Origin of the sequence: Campylobacter sp. RM5004 (assembly GCF_022369455.1) — a bacterium.
Lineage (GTDB): Bacteria > Campylobacterota > Campylobacteria > Campylobacterales > Campylobacteraceae > Campylobacter_E.
Window position 1 is genome coordinate 202682 of record NZ_CP059599.1, and the last position, 26039, is coordinate 228720.

17 protein-coding genes and 4 tRNA genes are annotated in these 26039 nt (G+C 30.6%); 18 read left to right on the top strand and 3 right to left on the bottom strand.

What is annotated here, in order from left to right; genetic code table 11:
- The first annotated feature begins 5 nt into the window (after window positions 1-5).
- From plsX to AVANS_RS01090, 9 genes are all read left to right on the top strand, one after another.
- Window positions 6-995, top strand: a complete 990-nt coding sequence (gene plsX, locus AVANS_RS01050; RefSeq protein WP_239817815.1) for a phosphate acyltransferase PlsX — start codon at window positions 6-8, stop codon at window positions 993-995.
- On the top strand, window positions 973-1959 hold the full coding sequence (locus AVANS_RS01055) for a beta-ketoacyl-ACP synthase III (protein ID WP_239817816.1): 987 nt from the start codon (window positions 973-975) through the stop codon (window positions 1957-1959). Before plsX ends, AVANS_RS01055 begins: the two co-directional genes overlap by 23 nt.
- Window positions 1960-2153: 194 nt before the next feature.
- Window positions 2154-2229 (top strand) — tRNA-Lys (locus tag AVANS_RS01060).
- Between the two features lie 20 nt (window positions 2230-2249).
- Window positions 2250-2325, top strand: a tRNA-Glu gene (locus AVANS_RS01065).
- 2 nt (window positions 2326-2327) lie between these two features.
- Window positions 2328-2403: transfer RNA gene (locus AVANS_RS01070), tRNA-Val, on the top strand.
- Between the two features lie 13 nt (window positions 2404-2416).
- Window positions 2417-2493 (top strand) — tRNA-Asp (locus tag AVANS_RS01075).
- A 92-nt stretch (window positions 2494-2585) separates the two neighbouring features.
- Entirely contained in the window at window positions 2586-3146 is a 561-nt protein-coding gene (gene dcd, locus AVANS_RS01080) for a dCTP deaminase (RefSeq protein WP_239817817.1), read from the top strand.
- 285 nt (window positions 3147-3431) lie between these two features.
- Entirely contained in the window at window positions 3432-3998 is a 567-nt protein-coding gene (locus AVANS_RS01085) for a cytochrome C (protein WP_239817818.1), read from the top strand.
- A gap of 14 nt (window positions 3999-4012) precedes the next feature.
- Complete coding sequence (locus AVANS_RS01090) at window positions 4013-6607, top strand: molybdopterin-dependent oxidoreductase (RefSeq protein ID WP_239817819.1); 2595 nt, start codon at window positions 4013-4015, stop codon at window positions 6605-6607.
- A gap of 749 nt (window positions 6608-7356) precedes the next feature.
- Here the strand turns inward: AVANS_RS01090 and AVANS_RS01095 are convergent.
- Window positions 7357-9033 carry a flagellar hook-length control protein FliK gene (locus AVANS_RS01095; RefSeq protein ID WP_239817820.1) on the bottom strand — a complete coding sequence of 559 codons (1677 nt, stop codon included), beginning with the start codon at window positions 9031-9033 and terminating at the stop codon, window positions 7357-7359.
- Between the two features lie 120 nt (window positions 9034-9153).
- Between AVANS_RS01095 and typA the strand changes: the two genes are divergently transcribed.
- From typA to AVANS_RS01130, 7 genes are all read left to right on the top strand, one after another.
- Window positions 9154-10959, top strand: coding sequence for a translational GTPase TypA (gene typA / locus AVANS_RS01100; RefSeq protein WP_275583448.1), 1806 nt, complete (start codon window positions 9154-9156; stop codon window positions 10957-10959).
- A 460-nt stretch (window positions 10960-11419) separates the two neighbouring features.
- The gene (locus AVANS_RS01105) at window positions 11420-15307 is read left to right on the top strand and encodes an autotransporter outer membrane beta-barrel domain-containing protein (protein ID WP_239817821.1); all 3888 of its coding nucleotides are present in this window, start codon (window positions 11420-11422) and stop codon (window positions 15305-15307) included.
- Between the two features lie 118 nt (window positions 15308-15425).
- On the top strand, window positions 15426-15674 hold the full coding sequence (locus AVANS_RS01110; RefSeq protein ID WP_239817822.1) for a DUF448 domain-containing protein: 249 nt from the start codon (window positions 15426-15428) through the stop codon (window positions 15672-15674).
- Entirely contained in the window at window positions 15675-18320 is a 2646-nt protein-coding gene (gene infB / locus AVANS_RS01115; RefSeq protein ID WP_239817823.1) for a translation initiation factor IF-2, read from the top strand.
- The gene (rbfA, locus tag AVANS_RS01120; RefSeq protein WP_239817824.1) at window positions 18320-18679 is read left to right on the top strand and encodes a 30S ribosome-binding factor RbfA; all 360 of its coding nucleotides are present in this window, start codon (window positions 18320-18322) and stop codon (window positions 18677-18679) included. The genes infB and rbfA overlap by 1 nt, the downstream gene beginning before the upstream one ends.
- Window positions 18679-19095 (top strand): ribosome maturation factor, encoded by a 417-nt coding sequence (locus AVANS_RS01125; RefSeq protein ID WP_239817825.1) that lies wholly within the window; start codon window positions 18679-18681, stop codon window positions 19093-19095. The genes rbfA and AVANS_RS01125 overlap by 1 nt, the downstream gene beginning before the upstream one ends.
- Before the next feature lie 80 nt (window positions 19096-19175).
- Entirely contained in the window at window positions 19176-20441 is a 1266-nt protein-coding gene (locus AVANS_RS01130) for an MFS transporter (RefSeq protein WP_239817826.1), read from the top strand.
- A 48-nt stretch (window positions 20442-20489) separates the two neighbouring features.
- Here the strand turns inward: AVANS_RS01130 and groL are convergent, their stop codons facing one another.
- Both groL and groES read right to left on the bottom strand, forming a co-directional pair.
- Window positions 20490-22130: a chaperonin GroEL gene (groL, locus tag AVANS_RS01135; RefSeq protein WP_239817827.1), complete on the bottom strand. Its 1641-nt coding sequence runs from the start codon at window positions 22128-22130 to the stop codon at window positions 20490-20492.
- A 10-nt stretch (window positions 22131-22140) separates the two neighbouring features.
- Complete coding sequence (groES, locus tag AVANS_RS01140) at window positions 22141-22398, bottom strand: co-chaperone GroES (protein WP_239817828.1); 258 nt, start codon at window positions 22396-22398, stop codon at window positions 22141-22143.
- A gap of 155 nt (window positions 22399-22553) precedes the next feature.
- Here groES and AVANS_RS01145 point away from each other — a divergent pair, with 155 nt between their 5' ends.
- Window positions 22554-24722, top strand: coding sequence for a hypothetical protein (locus AVANS_RS01145; protein WP_239817829.1), 2169 nt, complete (start codon window positions 22554-22556; stop codon window positions 24720-24722).
- Complete coding sequence (gene purB, locus AVANS_RS01150) at window positions 24719-26011, top strand: adenylosuccinate lyase (protein ID WP_239817830.1); 1293 nt, start codon at window positions 24719-24721, stop codon at window positions 26009-26011. The genes AVANS_RS01145 and purB overlap by 4 nt, the downstream gene beginning before the upstream one ends.
- Window positions 26012-26039: the final 28 nt, after the last annotated feature.

Genomic DNA, 26039 nt, shown 5'->3' on the forward strand with positions numbered 1-26039 from the left:
TACCTATGATAAAAGTTGCTGTTGATGCTATGGGTGGAGATTTTTCTTTCACCCCAATTGTTAGTGGAGTAGTTAAAGCGTTAAAAGAAAAAGATAATTTTAGCGTTATTTTAGTTGGAGATGAAGAGAAAATCCGAAATCAAATTCCACAAGAATTATCAAATAGAGTAGAGTATTTACATACTACTGATGTATTTGATATGGATGAGAACTCTACTGATGTTTTAAAACGCAAAGACAGCAGTATTTATAAAGCTGTAGAATTAGTAAGAAATCATGAAGCAAACGCTGTAGTTTCTGCAGGACATAGTGGAGCTACAATGAGCCTTGCTACTCTTAGAATAGGAAGAGTAAAAGGTGTGTTAAGACCTGCGATCGCTACTTTAATGCCTACATTTAATGGTAGGGTTTTAGTATTAGACGTTGGTGCTAATGTTGATTGCGAAGAAGAAAATTTATTACAATTTGCAATTATGGGCGAAGCTTATGCAAAAGAAGTAATGAATATCAAAAATCCTAAAATAGCACTATTATCAAATGGTGAAGAAGACTGCAAAGGTAATAAACTTACAAAAGATACTCATAAATTATTAAGAGAACATCTAAGTAATTTTATAGGCAATGTAGAAGGTGGTCAGATTTTTGCAGGTGAGTGTGATGTTGTTGTTTGTGATGGTTTTACTGGAAATATTTTATTAAAAACAGCAGAAGGTGCTGTGGGCATTTTTGCTAAGCTATTAAAAAGTGAAATTAAAAAATCATCATTAGCTAAAGTAGGTTATATGCTTAGCAAAGGTGCATTTGATGCACTAAAACAGCATTTAGATTATGACCAATATGGAGGTGCTCCTTTATTAGGAGTTGATGGTTGTACTATTATAAGCCACGGAAAGAGCAATGAAGAAGCTATAAAAAATGCTATTTTTCAAGCTTTAAAATTTGCTAATTCAAATGTAAATAAAGTGATTGAAGATGAAATTAAAAGCTTGCATTAGAAGTATTGCTTCTTATCTACCTAGTAAAACATTAACAAATAAAGATTTTGAAAATTTTTTAGACACAAGTGACGAATGGATAATCAAAAGAACAGGTATTAAACAAAGATATATCGCAGAAGATAATGAAAACACAAGTGATTTGGCATATAAAGCAGGGTTATTAGCTATTAAAAGGGCAAAAATTGATGCTAAAGATATAGATTTGGTTATAGTAGCAACTTTAAGCCCTGATTATTTTACAATGCCATCAACTGCTACAATAGTAGCAAATAAGCTTGGTTTAAAGGGTGTTAGTGCTTTTGATATAAGTGCGGCTTGCTCAGGATTTATTTATATGCTTGAGCTTGCTCGTGCTATGATAGAAAGTGGTGCTAAAAAGAATGTTTTAATTATAGGTGCAGAAAAGATTTCTTCAGTGCTTGATTATACGGATAGAACAACTTGTGTTTTATTTGGAGATGGTGCAGGTGCTTGTGTAATAAGCGCTAGCAATGGCTTAGGCATCGTAGATACTCATACAGGAAGTGATGGGGAATTTAAAGATTTATTATGCACAAAACGCTCTAATAAAACAAAGCAAGCAGAACCTTTAAAACTTGAGATGAAAGGCAACGAAGTATTTAAAGTAGCCGTAAAAACATTAGCCGATGATGTTGCTTATTTACTTGAAAAAAATAATCTTAAAAAAGATGAAATTGATTTATTTATACCACATCAAGCTAATTTAAGAATAATAAGCTATGTTCAAGAAAAGCTTGGCTTAAGTGATGAGCAATGCGTTGTATGTGTTGATAAGTTTGGCAATACTTCAGCAGCATCAATTCCGATTGCAATAAATGAAGCTTATGAACAAGGTCGTTTGACTAATGGAAAATTAATGCTTTTAGATGCTTTTGGTGGTGGCTTTACTTGGGGTAGTGCTTTAGCTTATTTTGACGGTATTAATTATAAAGATTTATAAGTTTAAAATTCCTAATTCAAATTCTTTAAAATTTTCAAGGAATTTGAATTAGGAATTTGTTTTCTTTAAAAATAATAAAAAATATAACTTATATTCTAAAATAAGCTAAAACTTTTTAAAAAGAATTAATTTTTTAAAATATTAATTTTAATTTAAGTTTTAGATTGTATAATCCAAACTTATTTTTATTTTAAGTCTTGTTAGCTCAGCAGGTAGAGCATCTCACTTTTAATGAGGGGGCCGCTGGTTCGAATCCAGCACAGGACACCATTTATTTTTGATCCAGGTTTGACCCTTTCGTCTAGTGGCCCAGGACGCCATTCTCTCCGTTTGGAAACGAGAGTTCAAATCTTTCAAGGGTCGCCATCGGTCGCTTAGCTCAGTTGGTAGAGCGCCACCCTTACAAGGTGGATGTCATAAGTTCGAGTCTTATAGCGACCACCATTTTAATATCGGTGCGGCGGTAGTTCAGCTGGTTAGAATATCGGCCTGTCACGCCGGAGGTCGCGGGTTCGAGCCCCGTCCGCCGCGCCATCTTCTTTTTAACAATCACTTTTACATTTTAACTTTACACTTAGATTAATTAAAAATGCAATAATAGGTAAAAATCATATAAAGGATAAATAATGGGACTTAAAAGCGATGTTTGGATAAAAGAAATGGCATTAAAACACGAAATGATAACTCCGTTTTGCGAAGAAAATGTAGGAAAAAATGTAGTTAGTTATGGGCTTTCAAGTTATGGATATGATATTCGTGTAGGTCGTGAGTTTAAAATTTTTACAAATGTAAATAGCACAATGATTGACCCTAAAGATTTTAACGATAAAAATGTGGTTGATTTTGTAGGCGATGAATGTATAGTTCCTGCAAACTCATTTGCACTTGCTAGAACGGTTGAGTATTTTAAAATGCCTAGAGATGTTTTAGCAATTTGTCTTGGTAAAAGCACATATGCAAGATGTGGGATCATTGTAAATGTAACACCGTTTGAGCCAGGTTTTTGTGGTCATATTACTATTGAGATTAGCAACACAACTCCACTACCAGCTAAAATTTATGCAAATGAAGGAATAGCACAGGTTTTATTTTTACAAGGTGATGAGCCTTGCATTACATCTTATGCTGACAAAAAAGGTAAGTATCAAAACCAAACAGGAATAACACTTCCTAAAGTATTAAAATAATCTTTTAAAGAATTTGAAATTCCTATTTCAAATTCTTTACTTTTTTACACAGAATTTCTAATAATTTTCAAAGAATTTGAAATAGGAATTTCAAAATTATTTTGCAAATAATATATTATTCTTCTAATTATTTTATATTTTAAAAATCATACTTAATATATCTAATTTACACACATCATTAAATATTCAATAAATTATTCATAAGATAAAAATATTTACTAATAAGTGCAATAATTTTATAATTTTTAACAAGTTTTAAAAATTAATTTTTATTTAAGGAGATTTATGAAAAAGATTTTTCTAAGCTGTGCTTTAGTGGCTTCTATGTTTGCTGCTGAGCAATTTAGCGGTAAGATTATTAATCTTTACACTTCAGTAGATGCTAAAAAAGCTGAAGGAAAGTTACTTCCAACAAATGCTTTTGAAATTACAAAAGATGGCGATATGGCAGAGCTTACAATTAAAGGATATTACAATCCTAATTCAGGAAATATTTTATATTTCAATGACAAAAATAGAATATTAGTTGCTGCATTTGGTAAAAATTCTAAAGTAGATTTTAAGGTTGAAAAAGAATTAAAAAATGGTTTTAGCATAGCTTCAATTAAAGTTTATGCAAAAAAAGAAGAATTAGTTGATTTAGAAAGTTCAGCTAAGCCACTTCTTGAAAAAGGTAAGGCTATGTTTGAAGAAAATTGCGGAATTTGCCATCCACTTCATCCTGTAACTGAGTTTAGTGCAAACCAATGGCCTGCAACATTCAAAGCAATGGAAACAAGAACAGGAATTGATAAAGAAGACAGACAATTAGTAGTGCAATATCTACAAAAACATGCAAAAGATATGAAATAACGAAAGGAGAAATTATGTTAAATAGAAGAAGTTTTTTAAAAGGTTCAGCAGCAGTTGGTGCTATGAGTTTTGCTCCTATTAATTTACTTGGAGCTGAAAGCAAAGCAGTTGCTAGTGGTTTAGTAAAAAATGGCGAAGTTGTAACAGGTGCTCACTGGGGTATTTTAAAATTAACTATAAAAGATGGTAAAGTTGTAAAAAGCGAACCATTTAACGCAAAACAAACAAAGACTTTAACAAATGATTTACAACACTACACACCTGATTTAGTGTATGCTAATCGTGTAAAATATCCTTATGTTAGAAAGAGTTTCTTAGAAAATCCACTAGATAATAAACCTGAGCTTCGTGGTAAAGATGAGTGGGTTCGTGTAAGCTGGGATAAGGCTTTAAAGCTTGTAGCTGAAGGTTTAAAAAGAACTTATGATGAAAAAGGTGCTGATGGAATTTTTGCTGGTAGTTATGGTTGGAAATCAAGCGGTAACGTTCATAACTCAAGAACATTACTTCATAGATTTATGAACTTAACTGGTGGATTTGTTGGTTCATTAGGAGATTATTCAACTGGTGCATCACAAGTTATTATGCCACATGTTGTAGGTTCAATTGAAGTTTATGAGCAACAAACCAATTATGATTTGGTATTAGAAAATACAAAAGTTATTGTTATTTGGGGAGCAAACCCTATTGATACACTAAAAATTGCATGGACTGTAACCGATGGCGAAGGTCGTGCTTATATGGAAAAAATCAAAGAAAGCAAAATCAAAGTAATTTGCATTGACCCAAGAGCAAGCAATACGGTTAAGTTTTTTGAAGGCAAAGGTGATTGGATAAAACCAAGACCAAATACTGACGTGGCTATGATGATGGGTATGGCTACATATCTAATCGATAAGAAGCTTTATGATGCTGAATTTATGGAAAACTATACGGTAGGATTTGATAAATTTAAAGACTACTTAATGGGTAAAACTGATGGCGTTAAAAAAGATAGCAAATGGGCTGAGAAGATTTGCGGCGTAAAAGCAAGTGTTATTGAGAATTTAGCAAAAGAATTAAGAGAAAATCTAAGCTTAGTAATGAGTGGTTGGGGTATGCAAAGAGCTCATCACGGAGAGCAACCTCACTGGATGCTTGTAACTTTATGTGCAATGCTAGGACACATTGGTAAAGATGGTGGTGGATTTGGTCTAAGCTATCATTATTCAAATGGTGGTGTTGCAACCACAAATGCTCCAATCGTAGGCGGTGTTAATGCAAACCTTGTTGGCATGTGGGATAAAGGCGAGTTTAAAGGTGTAGTTGGTGCTACATTTGATAGTAACGGACATTTGGTTGAATCAAAAGATAACAATAATGAGAAAAATACAGGTCAAAGCTGGTTACAAAAAACAACAGATAAAGCTATTCCAGTAGCTAGAATTGCTGATATGCTACTAAACCCAGGTAAGACAATTGATCACAATGGTAAGAAGATTACTTATAGTGATATAGATTATATTTACTGGGTAGGAGGTAATCCATTCGTTCATCACCAAGATTTAAAAACTTTAGTAAAAGCATGGCAAAAGCCAAAAACAATAGTAGTAAATGAGATTTACTGGACTCCAACAGCTAGAATGGCTGATATTTTACTTCCTGCAACTAGCCAATATGAAAGAGATGATATTTCTATGAGTGGGGATTATTCAAATATGCATATAGTTCCTATGAAAGCTGCAGTTGCTCCGGTAGGTGAGAGTAAAGATGACTTTAGCATATTTGCTGAGCTTATAAAAGTTTATGGAGAATATTGTGTATTAAGTAAGGGTGGTAAAGCAAAAGATGCAGCTGCTTTAGCAAATAAATTATATAACGCATATTGCGAAAATCAAACTCCGTTTGAAATGGTAGAAAAATACTATAACGCTGCAAAATCAAGCTCAAGCGTAGAAATGCCAAGCTTTAAAGATTTCTGGGAAGCAAACAAGGCATTAGAATTTGAAGCTGACCAAAGTGCTTATGAATTCGTTCGCTTTAAAGATTTCGTAGAAGATCCTATCTTAAATCCACTAGGAACTCCAAGTGGACTTATAGAGATTTATAGCGAAACTATTGAAAAAATGGGTTATAAAGACTGCAAAGCTCACCCAACTTGGATGGAGCCAATCGAGTGGTTAGGTATGAAAGATAAACCTGCAGAGTTTCACATGGTAAGCCCACACCCAACAAGCCGCTTACACTCACAACTTTGCCATACAAGTTTAAGAGAAACTTATGCTGTAAATGGACATGAGCCAATCTTAATTAATACTAAAGATGCAAAAGCTAAGGGTATTAAAGATGGCGATTTAGTAGAAGTGTATAATGCTCGTGGTAAGGTAATTGCTGGTGCAAAAGTTAGCGATGATGTAATGGCTGGCGTTGTTGTATTACAAGAAGGTGGCTGGTATGATCCTGACAATAACGGCGATTGCAAATATGGTTGTGCAAACGTGCTAACAATTGATATTCCTACAAGTGAGCTTGCAAACGGAAATATCTCTCATACAGCACTAGTAAATATTAAGAAATTTGAAGGTAAAGCACCTGAAATTGTAGTATTCACTGAACCTGTAAAAGCATAATAATAGGGGCATTTGCCCCTAAAGAATTTGAAATAGGAATTTAATTATTCATTATTTTTTCAAACTCAAAGAACCATTCTAACTCTTTAAGATTATTAAATTTATCGGATAAATTTGATAATTAAACTATTTTAAAACCACATTTATTAATATAAAAATGAATATTTCTTATTTCAAAATAAGGCGTAATTGTGCTTTAAACTTTAGTTTTAGGAAAGGTTTTTTCTATTATTTGTCAAGTCATAACCCTTGCTATGAAATTTTTCAAGTATATAAAATAATTCAAGGCTATTATTTTGAGTATTTTCATCTATTAATAAACAAACTCTACCGACCTTTATATCATTATCATATACATAAAAATTTAGCCTTTTTGTTCTTTAGAGATTTTAAAATCTCATCAATTGTAATTACATTTTCATTTGTTTTATCTTTAAACTTATTTGAAAAGTTTTTTGTACATCTTTTGCAAAATTGCAAAACTCATCACTATAAATTTCTACTAATCTCATCTTTTTCTTCTAAATAAAGTATGAAAAATGTATTATTAGAATAAGTGAACTCTCATAATAAACTTATTTTTCATATAGCATTAATAAAGCACCTAAAAGAATTTGAAATAGGAATTAAGTAAGCGAAAATCTATTAAGTATCTTTAAAATATAGCCTGGCTGCAAAACCTACTGCTAAAATTATCATTGTTCCTATTAACATTATTGACACTAAAGAAACTAACATTTTTTACCCCTTTAAAAATATTTATAAAGCACAGCGTTAATTCCACTTGGCATATCGCTTGTAGCTTCTAGTTCTTCTATCTCTTCGTATTTTTTACGAGCTTTTTGTTGCTCTTGTTCTCTTTGTCCATCTTTTTTATCACCAAAGTTCATAGCAAGTCCAGTAAAGCCCATATTTACAAGGCTGTTTTTAAACTCTTGCTGGTTAGCTATAAATAGGTTTAAGGTGTTTTGGTTGTTTGAGTTTAAGTTAATATGTAAATTATTTCCTCTAGCAACCATTGTTACATTAATTTCTCCTAATTCTTTAGGATTTAAATTAATGCTAACTTTGTGGCTTGGAGCTTTAAATTTTTCTATTTCTTCTTTAAAATCTCTTGTAAAATTATCAATTACTAATTTTGTTTGTTCTTTGCTAAGTTCTTTATTAGGATTTAAGAAATCAAGCTTTAAGCTCTCTGGTAAGCTTATTTTTTCTTTATTTATTTCTATTTTATCATCACTTTGAACTAGCTCTTCAAAACTTTCTTCAGTTGGCATAATTATTTCATTTTCTATTTTTGGCAACTCATTTTGGATAGGTTTTTCTGCTTGAATTTGAGTTTGCATTTGTGGTTTTATGAAATCTTTTGCTATTTCTTTATTATCTTTTAGGGTAATAGGAGCTTCTTTTATATTTTGTTTAGGCGTATCGTTTTCGTTTGATATTACTTTTAAAATCTCAGCTCTTAATTCCTTACTTGGTTTTACTTCGTTTGTATCTTTTGAAATTTTACTTAAAAGCTCATTTAAAGCCCCAGTTTTTAGAGTGCTTTCAATGTTTTTTTGTTGTTGATTGTTTGTTATTATTTTTTCTGTTGTTTTATTATCTAGTTTTACTTCTTTTTGATTTAGTATATTTTCAAGATTGATTTTTTTTACATCTTCTAATTTAGTGCTTTTAGGCTCTTTATTTAAAGCATGTGAGAAGAAGTTTTGCTCATATAATTTCGGATATGGCTTAGCAAAAATTTGCTCGTTATATTCATTGTTTTTGATTTTTTCATAAGTTATATTGCTAAGACCTAATTTATGTTCTTTAGCAAGTTCAACAAGAGAATGAACGCTTGTAGTATTTGCAAAAGTTTCAAGGTTTATTTTATTATTTACTATGTTTTTTAAACTAGAAAAGTTATTAAGCTCAGCATTTTTACTATCTTGTTTTAATATGGTTAAAAAGTCTAATATTTGAACGAAATTTAAGTCATCAAATAATTCTTTTCCATATTCAAAATCTTGCATAGATTTTTGTATATCTTGCATTATTTCAGCTTCGCTAATTTGCAATCTTTCAGGCAAAAATTCATTAACTTCTTTTGCATTTTTTACAATTTGCGATACTTTTTCATTTAAATTTTTTGGATTTTGTAAAAGATTTGCTAATAAATTAGGTTCTTTATTGCTAGGCTTTTCATTAAGTAATGATGATGCTAGATTTATTTCAGTGTTTGCTTGCTTTAAATCTTTGTATTTTATCTCATTTTTTGCCTTAAAGACATTTTGCATAACTAATAAATTATTTTTAGTATTTTTAGCATCTGTTTGATTAAATAATAAATCAGCAAAGCCTTCCCCACCTGATTTTTTTGAACCTTTACCTTTTTTTGCACTTAGGTTTTTTACATCTTGTAAAATTAATAAATCTTTCATTTTTATCCTTAGTTTAAAACTTCACAAGAATTAGCAAAATCCGTTCCAATTTTTTGTATTTATATATCTAAAAATTAACTTAATTTAATTAAACTTTAACTTTAAATTAAGGAGAAAACATTGAGTATTAGAAATATAGCAGTAATTGCACACGTAGATCACGGCAAGACTACAATGGTTGATCAATTATTAAAACAATCAGGAACTTTTAGCGAAAGAGAGCAAATTGATGATCGTGTAATGGATAGTAATGACATTGAGAAGGAGCGTGGTATTACCATTCTTTCAAAAAACACAGCTATTAATTACAAAGGCACAAAGATAAATATTATAGACACTCCAGGCCACGCAGATTTTGGTGGAGAAGTTGAGCGTGTTTTAAAGATGATTGATGGGGTTTTATTAATCGTTGATGCTCAAGAAGGTGTTATGCCACAAACAAAATTCGTTGTTAAAAAAGCTTTAGCATTAGGTTTAAGACCAATAGTTGTTGTAAATAAAATAGACAAACAAGCAGCTGATCCTGATAGGGTTATTAATGAAGTATTTGACCTTTTTGCAGCACTTGATGCAACTGATGAGCAATTAGATTTCCCTGTTATTTATGCAATAGGTAAAGAAGGAATTGCAAAAAAAGAATTAGATGATGATAGTAAAGATATGCAACCACTATTTGACAAGATTATTGAGCATGTTCCAGCTCCAAGTGGTAGCAATGACAATCCTTTACAATTACAAGTTTTCACATTAGGTTATGATAACTTCGTAGGTAAAATCGGTATCGCAAGGATTTTTAACGGAACTATTACAAAAAATCAAAATGTAATGTTAGCAAAAGCTGATGGAAGCAAGCAAACAGGAAGAATTTCAAAACTAATAGGCTTTATGGGCTTAGAAAAAATGGATATTGATAATGCAAGCACTGGAGATATCGTAGCGATTGCAGGTTTTGATGCTTTAGATGTTGGAGATAGTATTGTTGATCCTGCTAATCCTGTGCCACTTGATCCACTTCATATAGAAGAGCCAACTTTAAGCGTTGTATTTAGCGTAAATGATGGTCCTTTAGCAGGAACTGAAGGAAAGCATGTTACAAGTAATAAAATCGCTGAAAGACTTGAAGCAGAAATGAAAACAAATATTGCGATGAGATATGAAAATATCGGCGAAGGTAAGTTTAAAGTAAGTGGTCGTGGTGAGTTACAAATCACAATTTTAGCTGAAAATATGAGAAGAGAAGGCTTTGAGTTTTGTTTAGGAAGACCTGAAGTTATTGTTAAAGTTGAAAATGGTGTAAAAACTGAGCCATTTGAAAACTTAGTAATAGATGTGCCTGATGAGTTTAGTGGAACGGTTATTGAAAAACTTGGAAGAAGAAGAGCAGAAATGAAGAGCATGGTTCCAACAGGTGATGGACAAACTAGACTTGAGTTTGAAATCCCTGCTCGTGGTCTTATTGGCTTTAGAAGTCAATTTTTAACTGATACTAAAGGCGAAGGTGTAATGAATCATAGCTTTTTAGACTTTAGACCATTTGTAGGTAGCGTTGAAAAACGCCAAAATGGAGCGCTTGTAAGTATGGAAAACGGAGTTGCGCTTGCTTATTCATTATGGAATCTTCAAGATAGAGGAGTGTTATTTATAGACCCACAAGCAAAAACTTATATAGGAATGATTATAGGAGAGCATAGTCGTCCGAATGATCTTGATGTAAATCCTATTAAAGGAAAGAACTTAACTAACGTTCGTGCTAGTGGAAGTGATGAAGCTATTAAGCTTGTTCCACCTAGAAAGCTAAATCTTGAGCGTGCTATGGAATGGATTGAAGAAGATGAATTAGTAGAAGTTACTCCACAAAATATTCGTATTAGAAAGCGTTATTTAGATCCAACGGTAAGACGCCGTATGGAAAAATCTAAATCTTAATTTTAAATTCCTATTTCAAATTCTTTTTGAAATAGGATGATTTTTTAGTTTACAAATCTTCATCTTAAATCTAAAATTAAATTTTTAATCATACTTTTACACAACAAAACTACTTCAAAATATTTCGTGTTTTTACCTAAAAAGTGTTTGAAATTTGAAAGAATTTGAATTCGGAATTTGATTTTAGAATTTTTAAATTCTTATTTTAAATTCCTTTAAATTTCAAAGATATTTTCAAGGAATTTGAATTAGTATTTTCAAATCATTAATAACTTTCATTTTTTAGTATTTGCAAACTTAATCAATGCTTTAAATTTAATAATTTTTTATTTTCACAAAATAAATATAAATTAATGTTACAAAAAATAAATATTTTTTAAAATATTTATAAAATTCCTTGACTACCCCCCCCCATTTTTAAGTAGAATGAAGTTTATTTTTTAAGAAAGGAAAACTTGTAATGAGAAAAAAATCTTTATTTTTAAGTCTTGTTGCGGCAAGTAGTATTCATGCTGCTACTATTAATTTTACTAATTCTGATAGTTTAGATGATTTTGTTACAAAGATAGTTACGAATTATACTAATTCTGCTTTATTAGGTTCTCAGATTATTAAGCAATATAATATTATTGCTTATGATTTTGCTACCGGAGAATTAGCCATGCCAACTTATGTTCAAAAAGATGATGTTAATATTTATGGAAGCAAAGAAAATATTTTTAACATTAAGCCAACAAATACTTTTGCGGTTTTTGGAAATAATGTTTCAATAGATTATGCAGATATTGATAATTTGCTTTTGGATTTAGGCAATGATGTTTATTTAAAATCTTCAAATGGTGCTTATTATAGGACTTTTTTAGCAAAGCAATATAATAATAAAGCTATAGCTACTATTAATAATTCAAAGATTAATAGGGCTAGGATTCATTTGAATAAATTAAATATGAATAATTCTACTTTAGCTAATTTTAATATCAATACAAACGAGTTAAATGTAAGTAATTCTGTTTTTGATGCTAGTAATGGTGGTTTTTTAAAAGTATTTGTTAAAACTACAGGAAGTAATAATGATTTGATTATGAACGACGAAAATAATTTATTTATTCTTTTAAAAGGCGATGTTCCTAAAAGTTTTTTCAATATCAAAGCAAATGATGAAGGTATAAGCTCTATAACACCTGCATTAGTTTACGTTAAATCAAAAGATGGATATACGATTTTTGATAATTCAGCAAAAAGTTTAGAAACTCAAAAAATACTTGAGGCATCGTATTTGGAGTCATTGCAACAAATAATGTATCATTTAGAGTTTACCGATGATGGTAAAGTATCAAAAGATGCTAAAGAATACAAAGTGTTTAAAGAGTTAGGGATTATTGATGAGAATGATTATTTTATAGAGAGTAAATTTTTTGAGAAATTACAAAATTTAGAAGAAATAGCTACAGGCACTAATAGTAATCTTCCAATACTTCCAGAAACTAAACCCGAAAATCCTAATACTAAACCAAATCCTAAACCAGAAAGCAAACCTTGGGAAGATTTAACACCTGCAAAGCCTATTTCAACTAGTATAAATATCCCTAAAGTTACTGATGTAATAAGTGGCACATCAATGAAACTTGATAGTTTAGCAAATATGACATTTAAGGATAATTCTAATGTAGATGGCTTTGTAAAAGATAGCAATGAAGAAGCTTTATATAATGCTATGTATGAAGCACCTAAGGTATATAAAAATTACGAAGATGGCAAAATAGCAAGCTCAAATATTTCAAATCCAAAACTAAGCGATATTACAATTAAAGCTACAAATATTACAAATAATTCTCAATATTTTCCTGAGTTTGCTAGCACTAATTCGATAAATGTTTTAAACTCTACTTTAAATGGTCTAAATCTAAGAAGTGGCGAGCAACTTAGTATAAGCGATACTAGTGGTGATTATGTATTTAAAGATGCTTTAAAGACAGGAAAAGGCACTATAAATTTAATTAATTCAAGATTATTAAATGCAGAAGCTAGAGCAGATACTATTAATATTTATGATGTTGATTTAAATACTAGTGTGATTTTTGCAAATCAATTAAATGCTACAAAATTAAATATTACTGATGGTGGTGCTATTGTTTATGGCAGAGCAACTGGTGGGCAAAATACTTTAAGTGCAAGTGCAAAAGCAATTGCAAACGTAAATAAAGAAGATCCTATTTCAATAGCACTTATTAAAGAAGGTGCCGATGATTTCTTTAAGATTGCTTCTACAAATGCAGGTATTTCAAGTATCACTCCAGCAGGTATTAAAGGCATTGCAAAAGATGGCTTTAAAGTATTTGCAATTGGTAATGATGAATGGGTAAAGAGTATTACTGATACTGATGGAAGCCTTAAAATAAATGCTCTTGCAATTGCTTTAGGTGAAGGTGGATTTTCATCAAATGATTTTTATGCAACTAATGGCAAGCTTAAAACCGATACAGAATTTTATAAATTACTAGCAAGTAAAGGTGCGATAGATAGTGACGGTAATATTAATTTAGGTGCTTTAGGTGGGGTACATAATACTAAAAAAATTACTTCAGAAGTAATTGATCAAAGCTTTTTAGATAGCATTGCAAATTCAAAAGATAAAAACACTGGTATCTCTTACGCTGATGTTACTTTAAATAAACCACTAGAAGCAGGAGCAGGATTAATAGCTACAACGCTAGAAGCTAAGAATTTAAATATCACAAGCAATATTAAAGGTTTTGATTTAAATAGTTCAAAAGCAAGTGAAAAAACCAATTTATTTATGGATAAAACTTTTGGTAAATTAAATATCGAAGGACAAACTAATAAGCTTGTAAATATCGAAAACAATAGCATTAAATCAAATGAGTTAAATATCAAAAATGCTGTTATTAAAACAGAAAACTTAGCTTCAAACAAACTAAATTTAGATAATGTTACAATTGATACAACTATGGCTACAAAAGATACAATAATAACAGCTTTAGACGGTGCTACTATAAATAATCTTAAGGTAAATGCAAGTAATAAATTTGCTACTATTATAATTATTAAAAATTTAAATGGTAAGTTTGGTAAAGAAGATATTAGCATTCAAGCAGAACAAGTAGTAAGATTAGCAGCGGCTACTACTAGTGAAGTAAGTGTTAAAACATTAGCAGATGGAACTGTATCTTATATCGTAAATCCTAGTAAAAACTCAGAAGTTGCTAAAGCTTTAGAAAATGGAGCAAGTATAGAACAAGCAATTTTAGTTGATAAAGGTATTTTAACAAGTGATTTAAAAATCTCAGAAAGTGCTGATAAAACTTTAGTAGATAGCCTAACAGCAAGTGGTGTGCTAACTATTAAAGAGGATGGAAGTGTAGTAGTAGACAACACTAATACTTTTGAAAATTTAATAAAAGAAAATGCACCTAGCTATACTTTAAGCGAAACAAAGCAAAATCAAGCAGCTATTAATTTAGCTCATACAGCACTAAATCAAGCAAGATTTGCATATAATTTAGAAATTAACAATATGACAAAAAGGCTTGGTGAAATTAGGGATTTAGAAGGAGAGCAAGGAGTATGGTTTAGAAGCTATGCTGGAAAAGGTTCTTATAAAGATTATCAAGATATTAAGTATTATTCATTTACAATGGGTGCCGACAAATACATTAGTGATGATACCTTATTTGGAGTTAGTTTAGGTTACAATAGACAAGATTTAAGTAAAGAAATAAGTGGTAAACAAGATACTTTTGTGCTTAGTGCTTATGCTTCAAAGTTGTATAATAGCGGACTTTATTTGGATGGAGTAATTAAGTATCTAAATTCAAAAGGTAAATATGAAAATGAATTATTAGGCAATAGTAATGATAAGAAATTAAGCTCAAAAACTCAACATGCTATGTTAGCAAGCATAGAAGCAGGATACAGGATGCCTGTAGGTGAAAAACTAATTATAGAACCACAAGCTGAGTTAATTACAGGTTATATTCCAAGTAATGAAATTAAGAGTGATAAATTAGTTATGAAATCAAAATCTTATGTACTTGTTAATATTAAAACAGGCGTTAATGCTATAGTTAAGCCTAATGATAAAATTGAATTAAGAGCCGGTGTTGGTGAAATATTTGACTTAAATGATAGTAAAGTAAAATATGAAATTAAAGATATTTTTGGTACTAAAGATACTAGAACCGGTAAAGATAGTAGAGCTTATGCTAATTTATTTGGTTCTTATAAATTAAATAATAATACAAGAATTAATCTTGAAGCTGAAAGAGTATTTGGTGGAGATTTTAAAGTAAATTATAATTTTAATTTAAACTTAAGATATCAATTTTAACCAATCGCTCCTTTTTTAAATTAAGGGGCGATATTTAAATTAAAGAATTTGAAATAGGAATTACAAAACATAAGCTTAACAACTTCTGTTAAGCAAAAACAATTAAAATTAAAACATTATGAAAAAAGCAAAACCTATTAGAATGTGTATCATCTGTAAGAATAGAAAAAATCAAAGCGAATTAAAGCGTTTTCAAATACTTTCAAATGAAGTATTATTTAGCTTTAATAGCGGAAGAAGTATGTATTTATGTGATATTTGCTTAGCTAAAGATGATAATGAATTTTTAAAATCTTTGCATAAGGTTGTTAAAAATAACATAGACAAAAAAGAACTTGCTAGTAAAATAAAAGAAAGGTTTTTATAAATGGCGAATGTAAAAATTAGTGAAATTGCAACAGAATTAGGGTTTTCAAATAAAGAAACTTTAGAAAAAATCAATGAATTAGGATTTGAATTTAAATCGGTTCAAAAAGCAGTTAATGAAGAGATTGCAGGTGCAATTTATGAATATTTAAAAAATGGCACAATTCAACAAGTATTAAAAGATGAGGTTGCAAAATCTACAAAAAGCGTTAAAAAATCTAACACAAAAGCAACTACTACTAAAAATTCTAAAACTAAAACTGAAAAGGTTGAAAAAACAAAAAAAACTGAAACCAAACAAAAGGAAGTAAAAGCAGAAGTTAAACAAGAACCTAAAGAAGAAAAAAAAGAAGAAATAATAGTAGAAGAAAAAATCACTAAGGTAGAAGTTAAAGAAGAAATGAAAACTAATGAAGTAGAAAAAAAAGAGCAACCTAAAGAAGAGCCTATGAGTCTTGCAAAAAGTGGTCTTGAAAAACGCCGTGGATTAGTAATTATTAAGAAAAAAAATGCAGTAAAAGAAGAGCCAAAAGAAGAGATTAAACCTAAAGCAAAATCTCAAGAACCTGTTTCTTTTGCATCAATTTTTAGCACAGATGAGAGTTTAAAAAAGAAAAAAGCAAAAAAAATAGTTCCTGCAGCTAAAAAAGAAAGCTCATCTAAAATGGATTTTGATACTAATTTTGCAGAAATTAATGATGATGAAGATGATATGGTTGTAATGCCTGATTTTTCATTTAATGAGAAAAAAGAAGAAGAAAAACCAGCAAAAGCTCAAAATTCTTTAAGAAGTGCATTTAATAATCAAATCAATCAATTTACAAATAATTCAATAGCAAGATCTCGCCGTAAAAAATCTAAAGCTTACAAAAAAGAGCAAAATAACGAAGAAATTACTAGCGTAAAAATTCCAAAAGAAATAAGATTATATGAATTAGCTGAAAAACTAGGCAAAAAAGATAGCGAATTAATCTCAAAATTATTTATGCAAGGAATGATGACAACTAAGAATGATTTCTTAGATGAAGAAACAATTGAGATTTTAGGTCTTGAGTTTGGAATTGAGATTAGCTTTTTTGATGAAACTGCACAATTTGACTATGTGGCTGATTATGAAGAAAATCAAGAAGAATTAAATGATATAAAAGTTCCTGTTGTTACTATCATGGGACACGTTGATCATGGTAAGACAAGCTTACTTGATTATATTAGAAATAGCCGTGTAGCAAGTGGTGAAGCTGGTGGAATTACTCAGCACGTAGGTGCTTATATGGTTAATAAAAATGGTAAAAACATTACCTTTATCGATACTCCAGGTCACGAGGCTTTCTCTGCAATGCGTGCAAGGGGTGCGAGTGTAACTGATATAGTAATCATTGTAGTAGCTGCTGATGATGGTGTAAAACCACAAACAAAAGAAGCAATTTCACACGCAAAAGCAGCAGGTGTTCCAATCATTATCGCAGTAAATAAAATAGATAAAGAAGCAGCAAATCCTGATAGAGTAAAAACTCAATTAGCAGAGCTTGATATTATGCCAACAGAGTGGGGTGGAAGTCATGAGTTCGTTCATATTAGTGCTTTAAAAGGAACAGGAATTGAAGATTTACTTGAAATCATTTTACTTCAAGCTGAAATCCTAGAACTTCGTGCTAATAAAAACGCAGCAGCAAAAGCAAATATAGTAGAAAGCTCACTTCAAAAAGGTCGTGGTGTAGTAACAACCGTGATTATGGAAAACGGAACGCTAAAAGTTGGAGATACTGTTGTAGCAGGTATTGCTTATGGAAGAATTAAAAGTATTACAGATAGTAAAGGCAATGCACTTAAAGAGATTTTACCAGGTGAGTGCGGTGTGATTATGGGTCTTAATGAAATACCTGAAGCAGGCGAAACTTTAATTAGCGTGGCAACTGATAAAGAAGCAAGAGATTATGCACAAAAACGCCATGAATATCTAAGACAAAAAGAATTAAGTAAATCAACTAAAGTAAGTCTTGATGAACTTAGTGCAAAAATTAAAGAAGGCAATTTAAAATCTCTTCCTGTGATTTTAAAAGCTGATGTTGGTGGAACATTAGAAGCTATTAAAGGAAGCCTTGAAAAACTATCAAACGATGAAGTAAAAGTTGATATAGTTTTAGGTGGTGTTGGCGGTATTTCTCAAGGAGATATTGCTTTAGCACAAGCTAGTGGCGGTGTGATAGTAGGATTTAATGTTCGCCCAACAGGTGATATTAAAGAAAAAGCAAAAGAAGCTAAAGTAGAGATTAAAACATACAATGTAATTTATAATCTAATTGATGAAATCAAAGCTATTTTAGGTGGCTTAATGAGTCCTATTATTAGTGAAGAACAACTTGGACAAGCGGAAATTAGACAAGTAATCAATGTTCCAAAAGTAGGGCAAATCGCAGGATGTATGGTAACAGATGGTAGCATTGTAAGGGGTGCAAAAATCCGTGTTATTCGTGAAGGTGTTGTTGTTTTTGAAGGAGAAATTAGCTCTCTTAAACGCTTTAAAGATGATGCTAAAGAAGTTAGTAAAGGTTATGAATGTGGCGTTGGTATCGCAAACTTTAACGATATGAGAGAAGGTGATTTTATTGAAAGCTATAAAGAAGTTCAAAGTAAGGTAAGTCTATAATGAATGATAAAGCACAAATCAAGCGTCTTAGAACTCAAAGTTTATTAAAAGAATTAATAGGAGAAGCCTTAGCTAATTTAGATGATCCTATGCTTAATTCTTTGCTTGTAAATGATGTAGATTGTAAGAAAGGTCGCTATGATGCTTTTATTTATTTAGATAAAATGGGGCTAACTAAAGATGAACAAAATTTAGTTTTGTCAAAATTAAGAAAAGTTAGCAAAGTATTGCAAGCTCATTGTTTGGGAGCTTTGGGTATGTATAGATGCCCAAATTTTCATTTTAAGTTTGACGATAGTTTAGATAAAATCAATAGAATAGAAGAATTATTTAAACAAATTAATAAAGAAAGGCAATAATGCAGCTAGATGATTTAGCTAAACAGCTTAATTTAGTTATTTACGATACTGAATTAGCAAAAGAAGGCGACAATTTCATTTACAGAATTTATATTTTGAAAAATTCTAGTAATAAATCAGTTAGCCTAGATGATTGCGAAAAATTTAGCAGATTAATCTCTCCTATATTAGATTTAAATCCGCCAACAGATGAAAAATACTTTTTAGAAGTTAGTTCTCCTGGACTTGAGAGAAAGCTAACAAAACCAGAGCATTTTAAATTAAGCATAGGCGAAATTGTAAAAGTAAAAACTAAAGAAAAAGAAGAAATCATTTCAAAATTACTTAGTGCAGATGACGAAAAAATCACTTTAGAAGACGGCACTATTTTAAATTACGCAGACATTAAATCTACAAAAACTTATATCTATTGGTAAGGCCAAGCCTTACCTATATACTCTCACACTCAAATTAATTTAACCATTTTAAACAAGACAAAACAATTTAAAGGAAAAGTATGAATACTATTAATAAAAAAGATACTAAAACGCTTATTTTAAGTGCGTTGGGTGGGACATTAGAGTTTTATGATTTTATCATTTTTGCGATTTTTACGCCGTATTTTACTCATCATTTTTTTCCAGCTGAACTTGATGAGAGTATAAAATTACTTAATACTTACGGAGCTTTTGCAGCCGGATATTTAGCAAGACCTTTGGGTGGAGTTGTTATGGCTCATTTTGGTGATAAATTTGGAAGAAAGAATATGTTTTTACTAAGCATTATTTTAATGGTTGTTCCAACTTTTATTTTTGCCATAATGCCAACTTACGAGCAAATTGGATATTTTGCCATCGCAATATTGCTACTTATTAGATTAGTTCAAGGAGTTGCAATAGGTGGAGAATTGCCTGCTGCATGGGCTTTTATATACGAGCATAGCAAAGAAAATAATAAAGCTTTATTTTTAGGGGTTTTAACAAGTGGCGTTTGTGGTGGTATTACTTTAGGAGCTCTTAGTGCTTTATTGCTTCAATTAAACTATACCGAGCAAGAAATATCAGATTATGCTTATAGAATTCCTTTCTTAGTAGGTGGAATTTTTGGTCTAATTAGTATATATTTAAGAAAATTTTTGCAAGAAACACCTGTATTTTTACAAATGAAAGCAGAAAAAAAGTTAAATGATTTTCCTATAAAAGCTGTATTAAAAGACTACAAGCAAGAAATAATTTTATCAATGCTTTTAACCTTTGTTCTTACTGCTTGTGTCGTTGTTTTGCTAATTATGATGCCAAATTTTACTAAGAAAATTTTAGAAATCAAAGCTACTTTAAACACAAGTATTCAAATAATTGCAAGTGCTTGTATGATGTTAGGGCTTGTTGTTTGCGGAAAATTAGCAGATACTTTTAAACCTAGTTTAGTTTGTATAATTTTTGCTTGTTTATTAGGAATTAGTGTTGCTAGTTATTTTTATTCTTTATATATTTTAAAAGATTTAATCATTACTTGCGTGTTTTATTTTCTTGCGGCATTTTTTGCAGGTATTGTTAATTTTACATCTTTATTTATGTGCAAACTTTATAAGGCTAATGTAAGATACACAGGTATAGGATTTTCTTATAATTTAGCTTATGCGATAGCTGGATTTTTAACTCCTATTATCGTTGTTAAATCTCACGAACACTTTAATATAGGAAGTGGATATTATATGATTTTTATATCTTGTTTAGCAATCTTTTGTGCTTTTTATTTTGATAGATTAAATAAAAGAATTTGAAATTCCTATTTCAAATTCTTTACGAAAAAGCCCTTAAGCTAGGGCTTTTTACATCATTCCTGGCATTCCGCCCATTCCGCCACCCATTGGCATAGCTGGCATATCAGCTTTATCTTCTTTAATATCGCTAATTGTAGCTTCTGTTGTAAGTAGCATTGAAGCAACGCTTACAGCATTTTGTAATGCTACGCGCTCAACTTTAACAGGGTCAATAATTCCAGCTTCATACATATCTACATACTCGCCACTTGCAGCATCAAAGCCTCTATTTTCATCTTTGCAAGTTTCAATTGTATTTACGATAACACCTGAATCAAATCCTGCGTTTTCAGAGATTTGGCGAATTGGAGCTTTGATAGCTCTGCGAACGATATTTGCACCGATTAATTCATCTCCTTCAAGATTTAGATTAATTCTATTTGTAGCATGAATTAATGCAGCACCGCCACCTATTACTATACCTTCTTCAACAGCAGCTTTTGTAGCACTCAACGCATCATCAACTCTATCTTTTTTCTCTTTCATTTCAGTTTCAGTTGCAGCACCAACCTTGATAACAGCAACACCACCGCTTAATTTTGCTAAACGCTCTTGTAATTTTTCTCTATCATAATCGCTTGTAGTTTCAGCAATTTGAGCTTTTATTTGATTAATTCTTGCATTGATTGCATCTTTGCTACCTGCGCCATTTACGATTGTAGTATTGTCTTTATCAATTACGATTGAGCTTGCACTTCCTAAGTCAGCTGCATTTGCACTCTCAAGAGTTCTTCCCATTTCTTCGCAAATTACTGTTCCACCTGTTAAGATTGCAATATCTTCAAGCATTGCTTTTCTTCTATCGCCAAAACCAGGAGCTTTAACAGCAGCGATATTTAAAATACCTCTTAATTTATTTACAACTAAAGTTGCTAATGCTTCACCTTCAATATCTTCAGCGATAATTAAAAGTGGGCGACCATTTTTTTGTGCAGTTTCAAGCACAGGTAAAATGTCTTTTAAGTTAGTGATTTTTTTATCATATAATAAAATTAAAGGATTGCTTAATTCGCAATTCATTTTATCAGCATTTGTAATAAAATATGGGCTTAAATAACCTCTATCAAATTGCATACCTTCAACAACGCTTAATTCATCATTGATTGATTTTGCTTCTTCAACTGTGATAACGCCATCTTTACCTACTTTTTCCATTGCATCAGCGATTAATTGTCCGATTTTTTCATCGCTATTGGCTGAAATTGTAGCAACTTGTGCGATTTGCTTTCTATTTCCTGCAACAGGCTTTGCTAAAGCTTTTAGTTCAGCTATGATTGCTTCGCAAGCTTTATCCATACCACGCTTAACTTCAATTGGATTTGCTCCAGCTGTTATATTTCTTAAACCTTCTTTAAAGATTGCATGAGCTAGAACTGTTGCTGTAGTTGTTCCATCACCTGCTTGATCAGCAGTTTTGCTTGCAACTTCACGAACTAAACTTGCACCCATATTTTCTAAAGTATCTTTTAATTCAATTTCTTTTGCAACGCTTACGCCATCTTTTGTAATTGTTGGAGCACCGAAACTTTTTTGAATTAATACGTTTCTGCCGCGTGGTCCCATTGTAACTTTTACAGCGTCACTTAATTTTCTAACGCCTTCGTATAGTTTATTTCTTGCTTCATCTGAATAAAAAATTTCTTTTGCCATTTAAATCTCCTTATAAAATTCCTAAAATATCATCAAAACTTAATATTAAATAGTTTTCATTATCAATTTTCAATTCGCTTCCAGCATATTTACCAAATACTACTTTATCGCCTACTTTTACATCGCTAATGTCTTTTGCAACTGCAATAACTTCGCCTTGTTGTGGTTTTTCTTTAGCATTGTCAGGTATAATAATTCCTGAAGCTGTTGTTTTTGTTTCATTTGCACATTTGATTAGCACACGCTTGTTTAATGGAGTAAAATTCATTTTCTTTCCTTTCTTGTGATTTATCACTCTAAATATTTGAGTGCTAAATTATAATAAAGATTGGTAAATCAAATCATAAAATGAGTTAAAAACACTAAATAAACTTTAGTTATAACAGCTCAAGTTTATTGATAATTTATCTTAAAGGGTATCAAATGAAAAAGCTATTGTATTCAATACTAGCACTTGTTTTAGTGCTTTTTATCGGAATTTATTGTGTGTTATTTACAGGATTTGGAAATAACTTTGTAAAAAATATTGCAGAAAAGAAATTGAATGAAAACTCAAATATAGCAATAAAAATTGAAGAATTTGAATTAGGAATTTCAAAAATTAATTTAAAAGTTTTAGTTAATGCTATGCTAGAAGCTAAGGTAAATGGTGATTTTTCATTATTATCTCAAAGTCTTGATGTAAAATATGAGCTAAATGGCAAAAATTTAGAACTTCTAAAAATCACTGACCCGCTAAATATCGCAGGTAATATCAAGGGTAATTTTAGTGATTTTAATATAGATGGAAAAGGCGTGATATTTACTAGCCCACTTACACTTGATGCTAATGTGAAGGATTATTTTCCAACTAAGCTAAATCTTGATGCAAATAATTTAGATGTAGAAAAATTAAGCAAAATTGCTGGGGTTGATTACGCAAGTGGCTTTATAAACCTTAATGCAAATGTAAATGAATTTGATAAAGATAAGCTTGATGCAAAAGCTTTAATTAGCATTTATTCAGAACTTAAACTAAAACCTAGCATTACAAAAGATTTTGGTATTGATATTTCAAGATTTGGTAAGGTTATAATTGATTCAAAAAACACTTATAAAGCAAACGAAATTACACCTAATTTACAAATAAAATCAAATATTTTAAATCTTACAAGTAATTTTGAGCCGATTAATCTAACAAATCAAGTTATTAAAGGTCAAGTAATTACTAATTTAAGCGAATTAGCATTTATAAATCCTACTTTAAATTCTAATTTAAAAATTACTTCAGATATTCTTTATAAAGATAAAGTTGCAAATATTAATTCAGTTTTAAGTGGTAAAAATATAAATACAAAGCTTACAAAAGTTACCATAAATCAAGAAAATACCACAATTAGCACCGATTTAAGGGCAAATGCTGAGCTAGTTAGACTTCAAGGTGGTGAATTAATAAATCTTGTAGCTAATGCAAAATTAGGTAAATCAGGCTTAGAAAATGCCGATATTAAAGGACTTTTATTAGGTGCAAATTCTAATATTACATTAGGTAAAAATGATTTAAATGCAAGTATTAAAGGATTAAAATCATTAGCTTTATTAGGGCTTTTGAATCAAGATAAAATGCTTGATGCTGACATTAATATCGATGCAAAATTAAGCGATTTAAAAAACTTAGTTGGAAATGCAAATCTTGAGATTAACGGTAAAACAGTTCCAAGTTATTTTAAAAAAGCTTATGATTTAGATGTTAATTCAAAAGTAAATGCAAATGCAAATATTAAGCTTAGTGGTGCCGAAAACATTACTTTAGATGCGAAATTAATCACAGATTTAGTAGATAGCTTTAATGCTAATGGAACTTATAAAAAAGGCATTGTTAATGCAAATTATAACGCAAGTGCAAATCTAGCTAATTTTAATAAAATGCTTAATAAAAATATGAGTGGAAATATCGCTGTGCAAGGTGATTTGGTATTTGATAAGATTTTAAATCTTACGCTAAACTCAAATGAATTTTTTGGCGGTAAATTAAACGCTAAGCTAAATGGCGATAAATTTAATGCAAATTTATCTAATGTAGCTTTAGAAAATTTAGCAAAATCTTTTGATTTAATAGATGTTTATAAGGCTAATGTGAATGGGAATTTAGATTATGATTTAAAACAAGCTAGCGGAAAACTAATAGCAAATCTTGGAAAAGGTCATTTAAAATATCACAAAACTATTAAGCTAATTAATACGATTTTAAATACCGATGTAACTAAGGTTGTGTTTGATAAAGGCGATGTTTTAGTAAATATAAATAAAAATCTAATTGATTATAATGCAAATATAAGCGCAACAAATGCAAAAATCGCAGTTAGCAACGGAACTTATAATACTTTAAGTAAAGTTATAAATGCATCTATTTTAGTTTCATTTAACAATAACGAAGTAAAAGGAAAAATCGCAGGTATAGATGAAGATGTAAAATTCATCCCTGATGCAAAAAACACCGTTGAAAACGCAGTAAAAGTGCTAGATAAACTAACAGGTAAAAACAATAGCGAAAAACTTAATGAAACACTAAAACCTGCTGAAAATTTATTAAAAGGATTATTTAAAAGATGATAGCAAGATATAGCAATGATGAAATGAGTAATATTTGGAGCGAAGAGTCTAAATTTAATGCTTGGCTAGAAGTTGAACTTGCAGCTTGCAAGGCGTTTAATAAAATAGGCGTTGTGCCAAGCACAGATTTAGAAAATTTGCTTAAGAATGCTAAGTTTGATATAGCAAAGATTAAAGAAATAGAAGAACAAACAAAGCACGATGTAATAGCCTTTACAAGGGCATTATCGCTTAATTTAGGCGAAGAAAAAAAATGGGTTCATTATGGGCTAACAAGCACTGATGTTGTAGATACTGCACAAGCCTTGCAACTCAAAAAAGCTAATGAAATTATTCTTAAAGACTTAGAAATTTTGCTTGATATTTTAAAGACAAAAGCAAATGAGCATAAATATACTATTGAAATAGGAAGAACTCATGGCGTTCATGCTGAGCTTACTACTGCTGGGCTTAAGTTTGCTTATTTTTATGAAGAAATTAGACGCAATTACGAGCGTTTTAAGAGTGCTTGTGAAGAGATTAGAGTTGGTAAAATTAGCGGTGCAGTTGGCACTTATGCAAATGTGCCAATGGAGATTGAAGAGTTAATTTGTGAAAGTTTAGGGCTAAAAGTAGCAAATATAAGCACGCAAATACTACCACGTGATTTGCACGCAAATTATATAAGCGTGTGTGCCTTAATTGCAAGTGCGCTTGAGCGATTTGCAACTGAAATTAGACACCTTGCCAAAACAGAATGCTTTGAAATGCTTGAATATTTTAGTGAAAATCAAAAAGGCAGCTCAGCAATGCCACATAAGAAAAACCCAATAGGAAGTGAGAATATTTGTGGTCTTAGCCGTGTGATTAGGGGGTATTTAATTACGGCGTATGAAAATATAAACCTATGGCATGAGCGCGATATTAGCCATTCAAGTGCTGAGAGAATTATGCTTCCTGATGTAACAATTTTGCTTGATTATATGCTAAAAAGATTTAGTGGCATTGTAAAAAATCTCATAATTTACCCTGAGCGAATGCTTAAAAACTTAGAGAATTCTTACGGGCTAATCTATTCTCAGCAATTATTATTAATGCTAATAAATAAAGGCTATTCAAGAGAAAACGCTTATGATTTAGTGCAAAGCCTAACCAAAAAAGCATGGAGTGAAAAACTTCAATTTAGTGATGTTATCAACGAAAACGAAGAGATAAAAAATATACTAAACGCTGATGAAATAAAAGCCGTATTTAACAGCGATTATCATCTTAAAAATGTTGATAAAATCTACGAGCGTTTAGGGCTTTAGAATTTAGAATCGGAATTTGAAATTCCTA

Bases quoted from the DNA above. Each gene is read 5' to 3' on its own strand.
- plsX (WP_239817815.1), top strand. From the start codon at position 6: ATGATAAAAGTTGCTGTTGATGCTATGGGTGGAGATTTTTCTTTCACC.
- AVANS_RS01055 (WP_239817816.1), top strand. From the start codon at position 973: ATGAAATTAAAAGCTTGCATTAGAAGTATTGCTTCTTATCTACCTAGT.
- dcd (WP_239817817.1), top strand. From the start codon at position 2,586: ATGGGACTTAAAAGCGATGTTTGGATAAAAGAAATGGCATTAAAACAC.
- AVANS_RS01085 (WP_239817818.1), top strand. From the start codon at position 3,432: ATGAAAAAGATTTTTCTAAGCTGTGCTTTAGTGGCTTCTATGTTTGCT.
- AVANS_RS01090 (WP_239817819.1), top strand. From the start codon at position 4,013: ATGTTAAATAGAAGAAGTTTTTTAAAAGGTTCAGCAGCAGTTGGTGCT.
- AVANS_RS01095 (WP_239817820.1), bottom strand. From the start codon at position 9,033: ATGAAAGATTTATTAATTTTACAAGATGTAAAAAACCTAAGTGCAAAA.
- AVANS_RS01105 (WP_239817821.1), top strand. From the start codon at position 11,420: ATGAGAAAAAAATCTTTATTTTTAAGTCTTGTTGCGGCAAGTAGTATT.
- AVANS_RS01110 (WP_239817822.1), top strand. From the start codon at position 15,426: ATGAAAAAAGCAAAACCTATTAGAATGTGTATCATCTGTAAGAATAGA.
- infB (WP_239817823.1), top strand. From the start codon at position 15,675: ATGGCGAATGTAAAAATTAGTGAAATTGCAACAGAATTAGGGTTTTCA.
- rbfA (WP_239817824.1), top strand. From the start codon at position 18,320: ATGAATGATAAAGCACAAATCAAGCGTCTTAGAACTCAAAGTTTATTA.
- AVANS_RS01125 (WP_239817825.1), top strand. From the start codon at position 18,679: ATGCAGCTAGATGATTTAGCTAAACAGCTTAATTTAGTTATTTACGAT.
- AVANS_RS01130 (WP_239817826.1), top strand. From the start codon at position 19,176: ATGAATACTATTAATAAAAAAGATACTAAAACGCTTATTTTAAGTGCG.
- groL (WP_239817827.1), bottom strand. From the start codon at position 22,130: ATGGCAAAAGAAATTTTTTATTCAGATGAAGCAAGAAATAAACTATAC.
- groES (WP_239817828.1), bottom strand. From the start codon at position 22,398: ATGAATTTTACTCCATTAAACAAGCGTGTGCTAATCAAATGTGCAAAT.
- AVANS_RS01145 (WP_239817829.1), top strand. From the start codon at position 22,554: ATGAAAAAGCTATTGTATTCAATACTAGCACTTGTTTTAGTGCTTTTT.
- purB (WP_239817830.1), top strand. From the start codon at position 24,719: ATGATAGCAAGATATAGCAATGATGAAATGAGTAATATTTGGAGCGAA.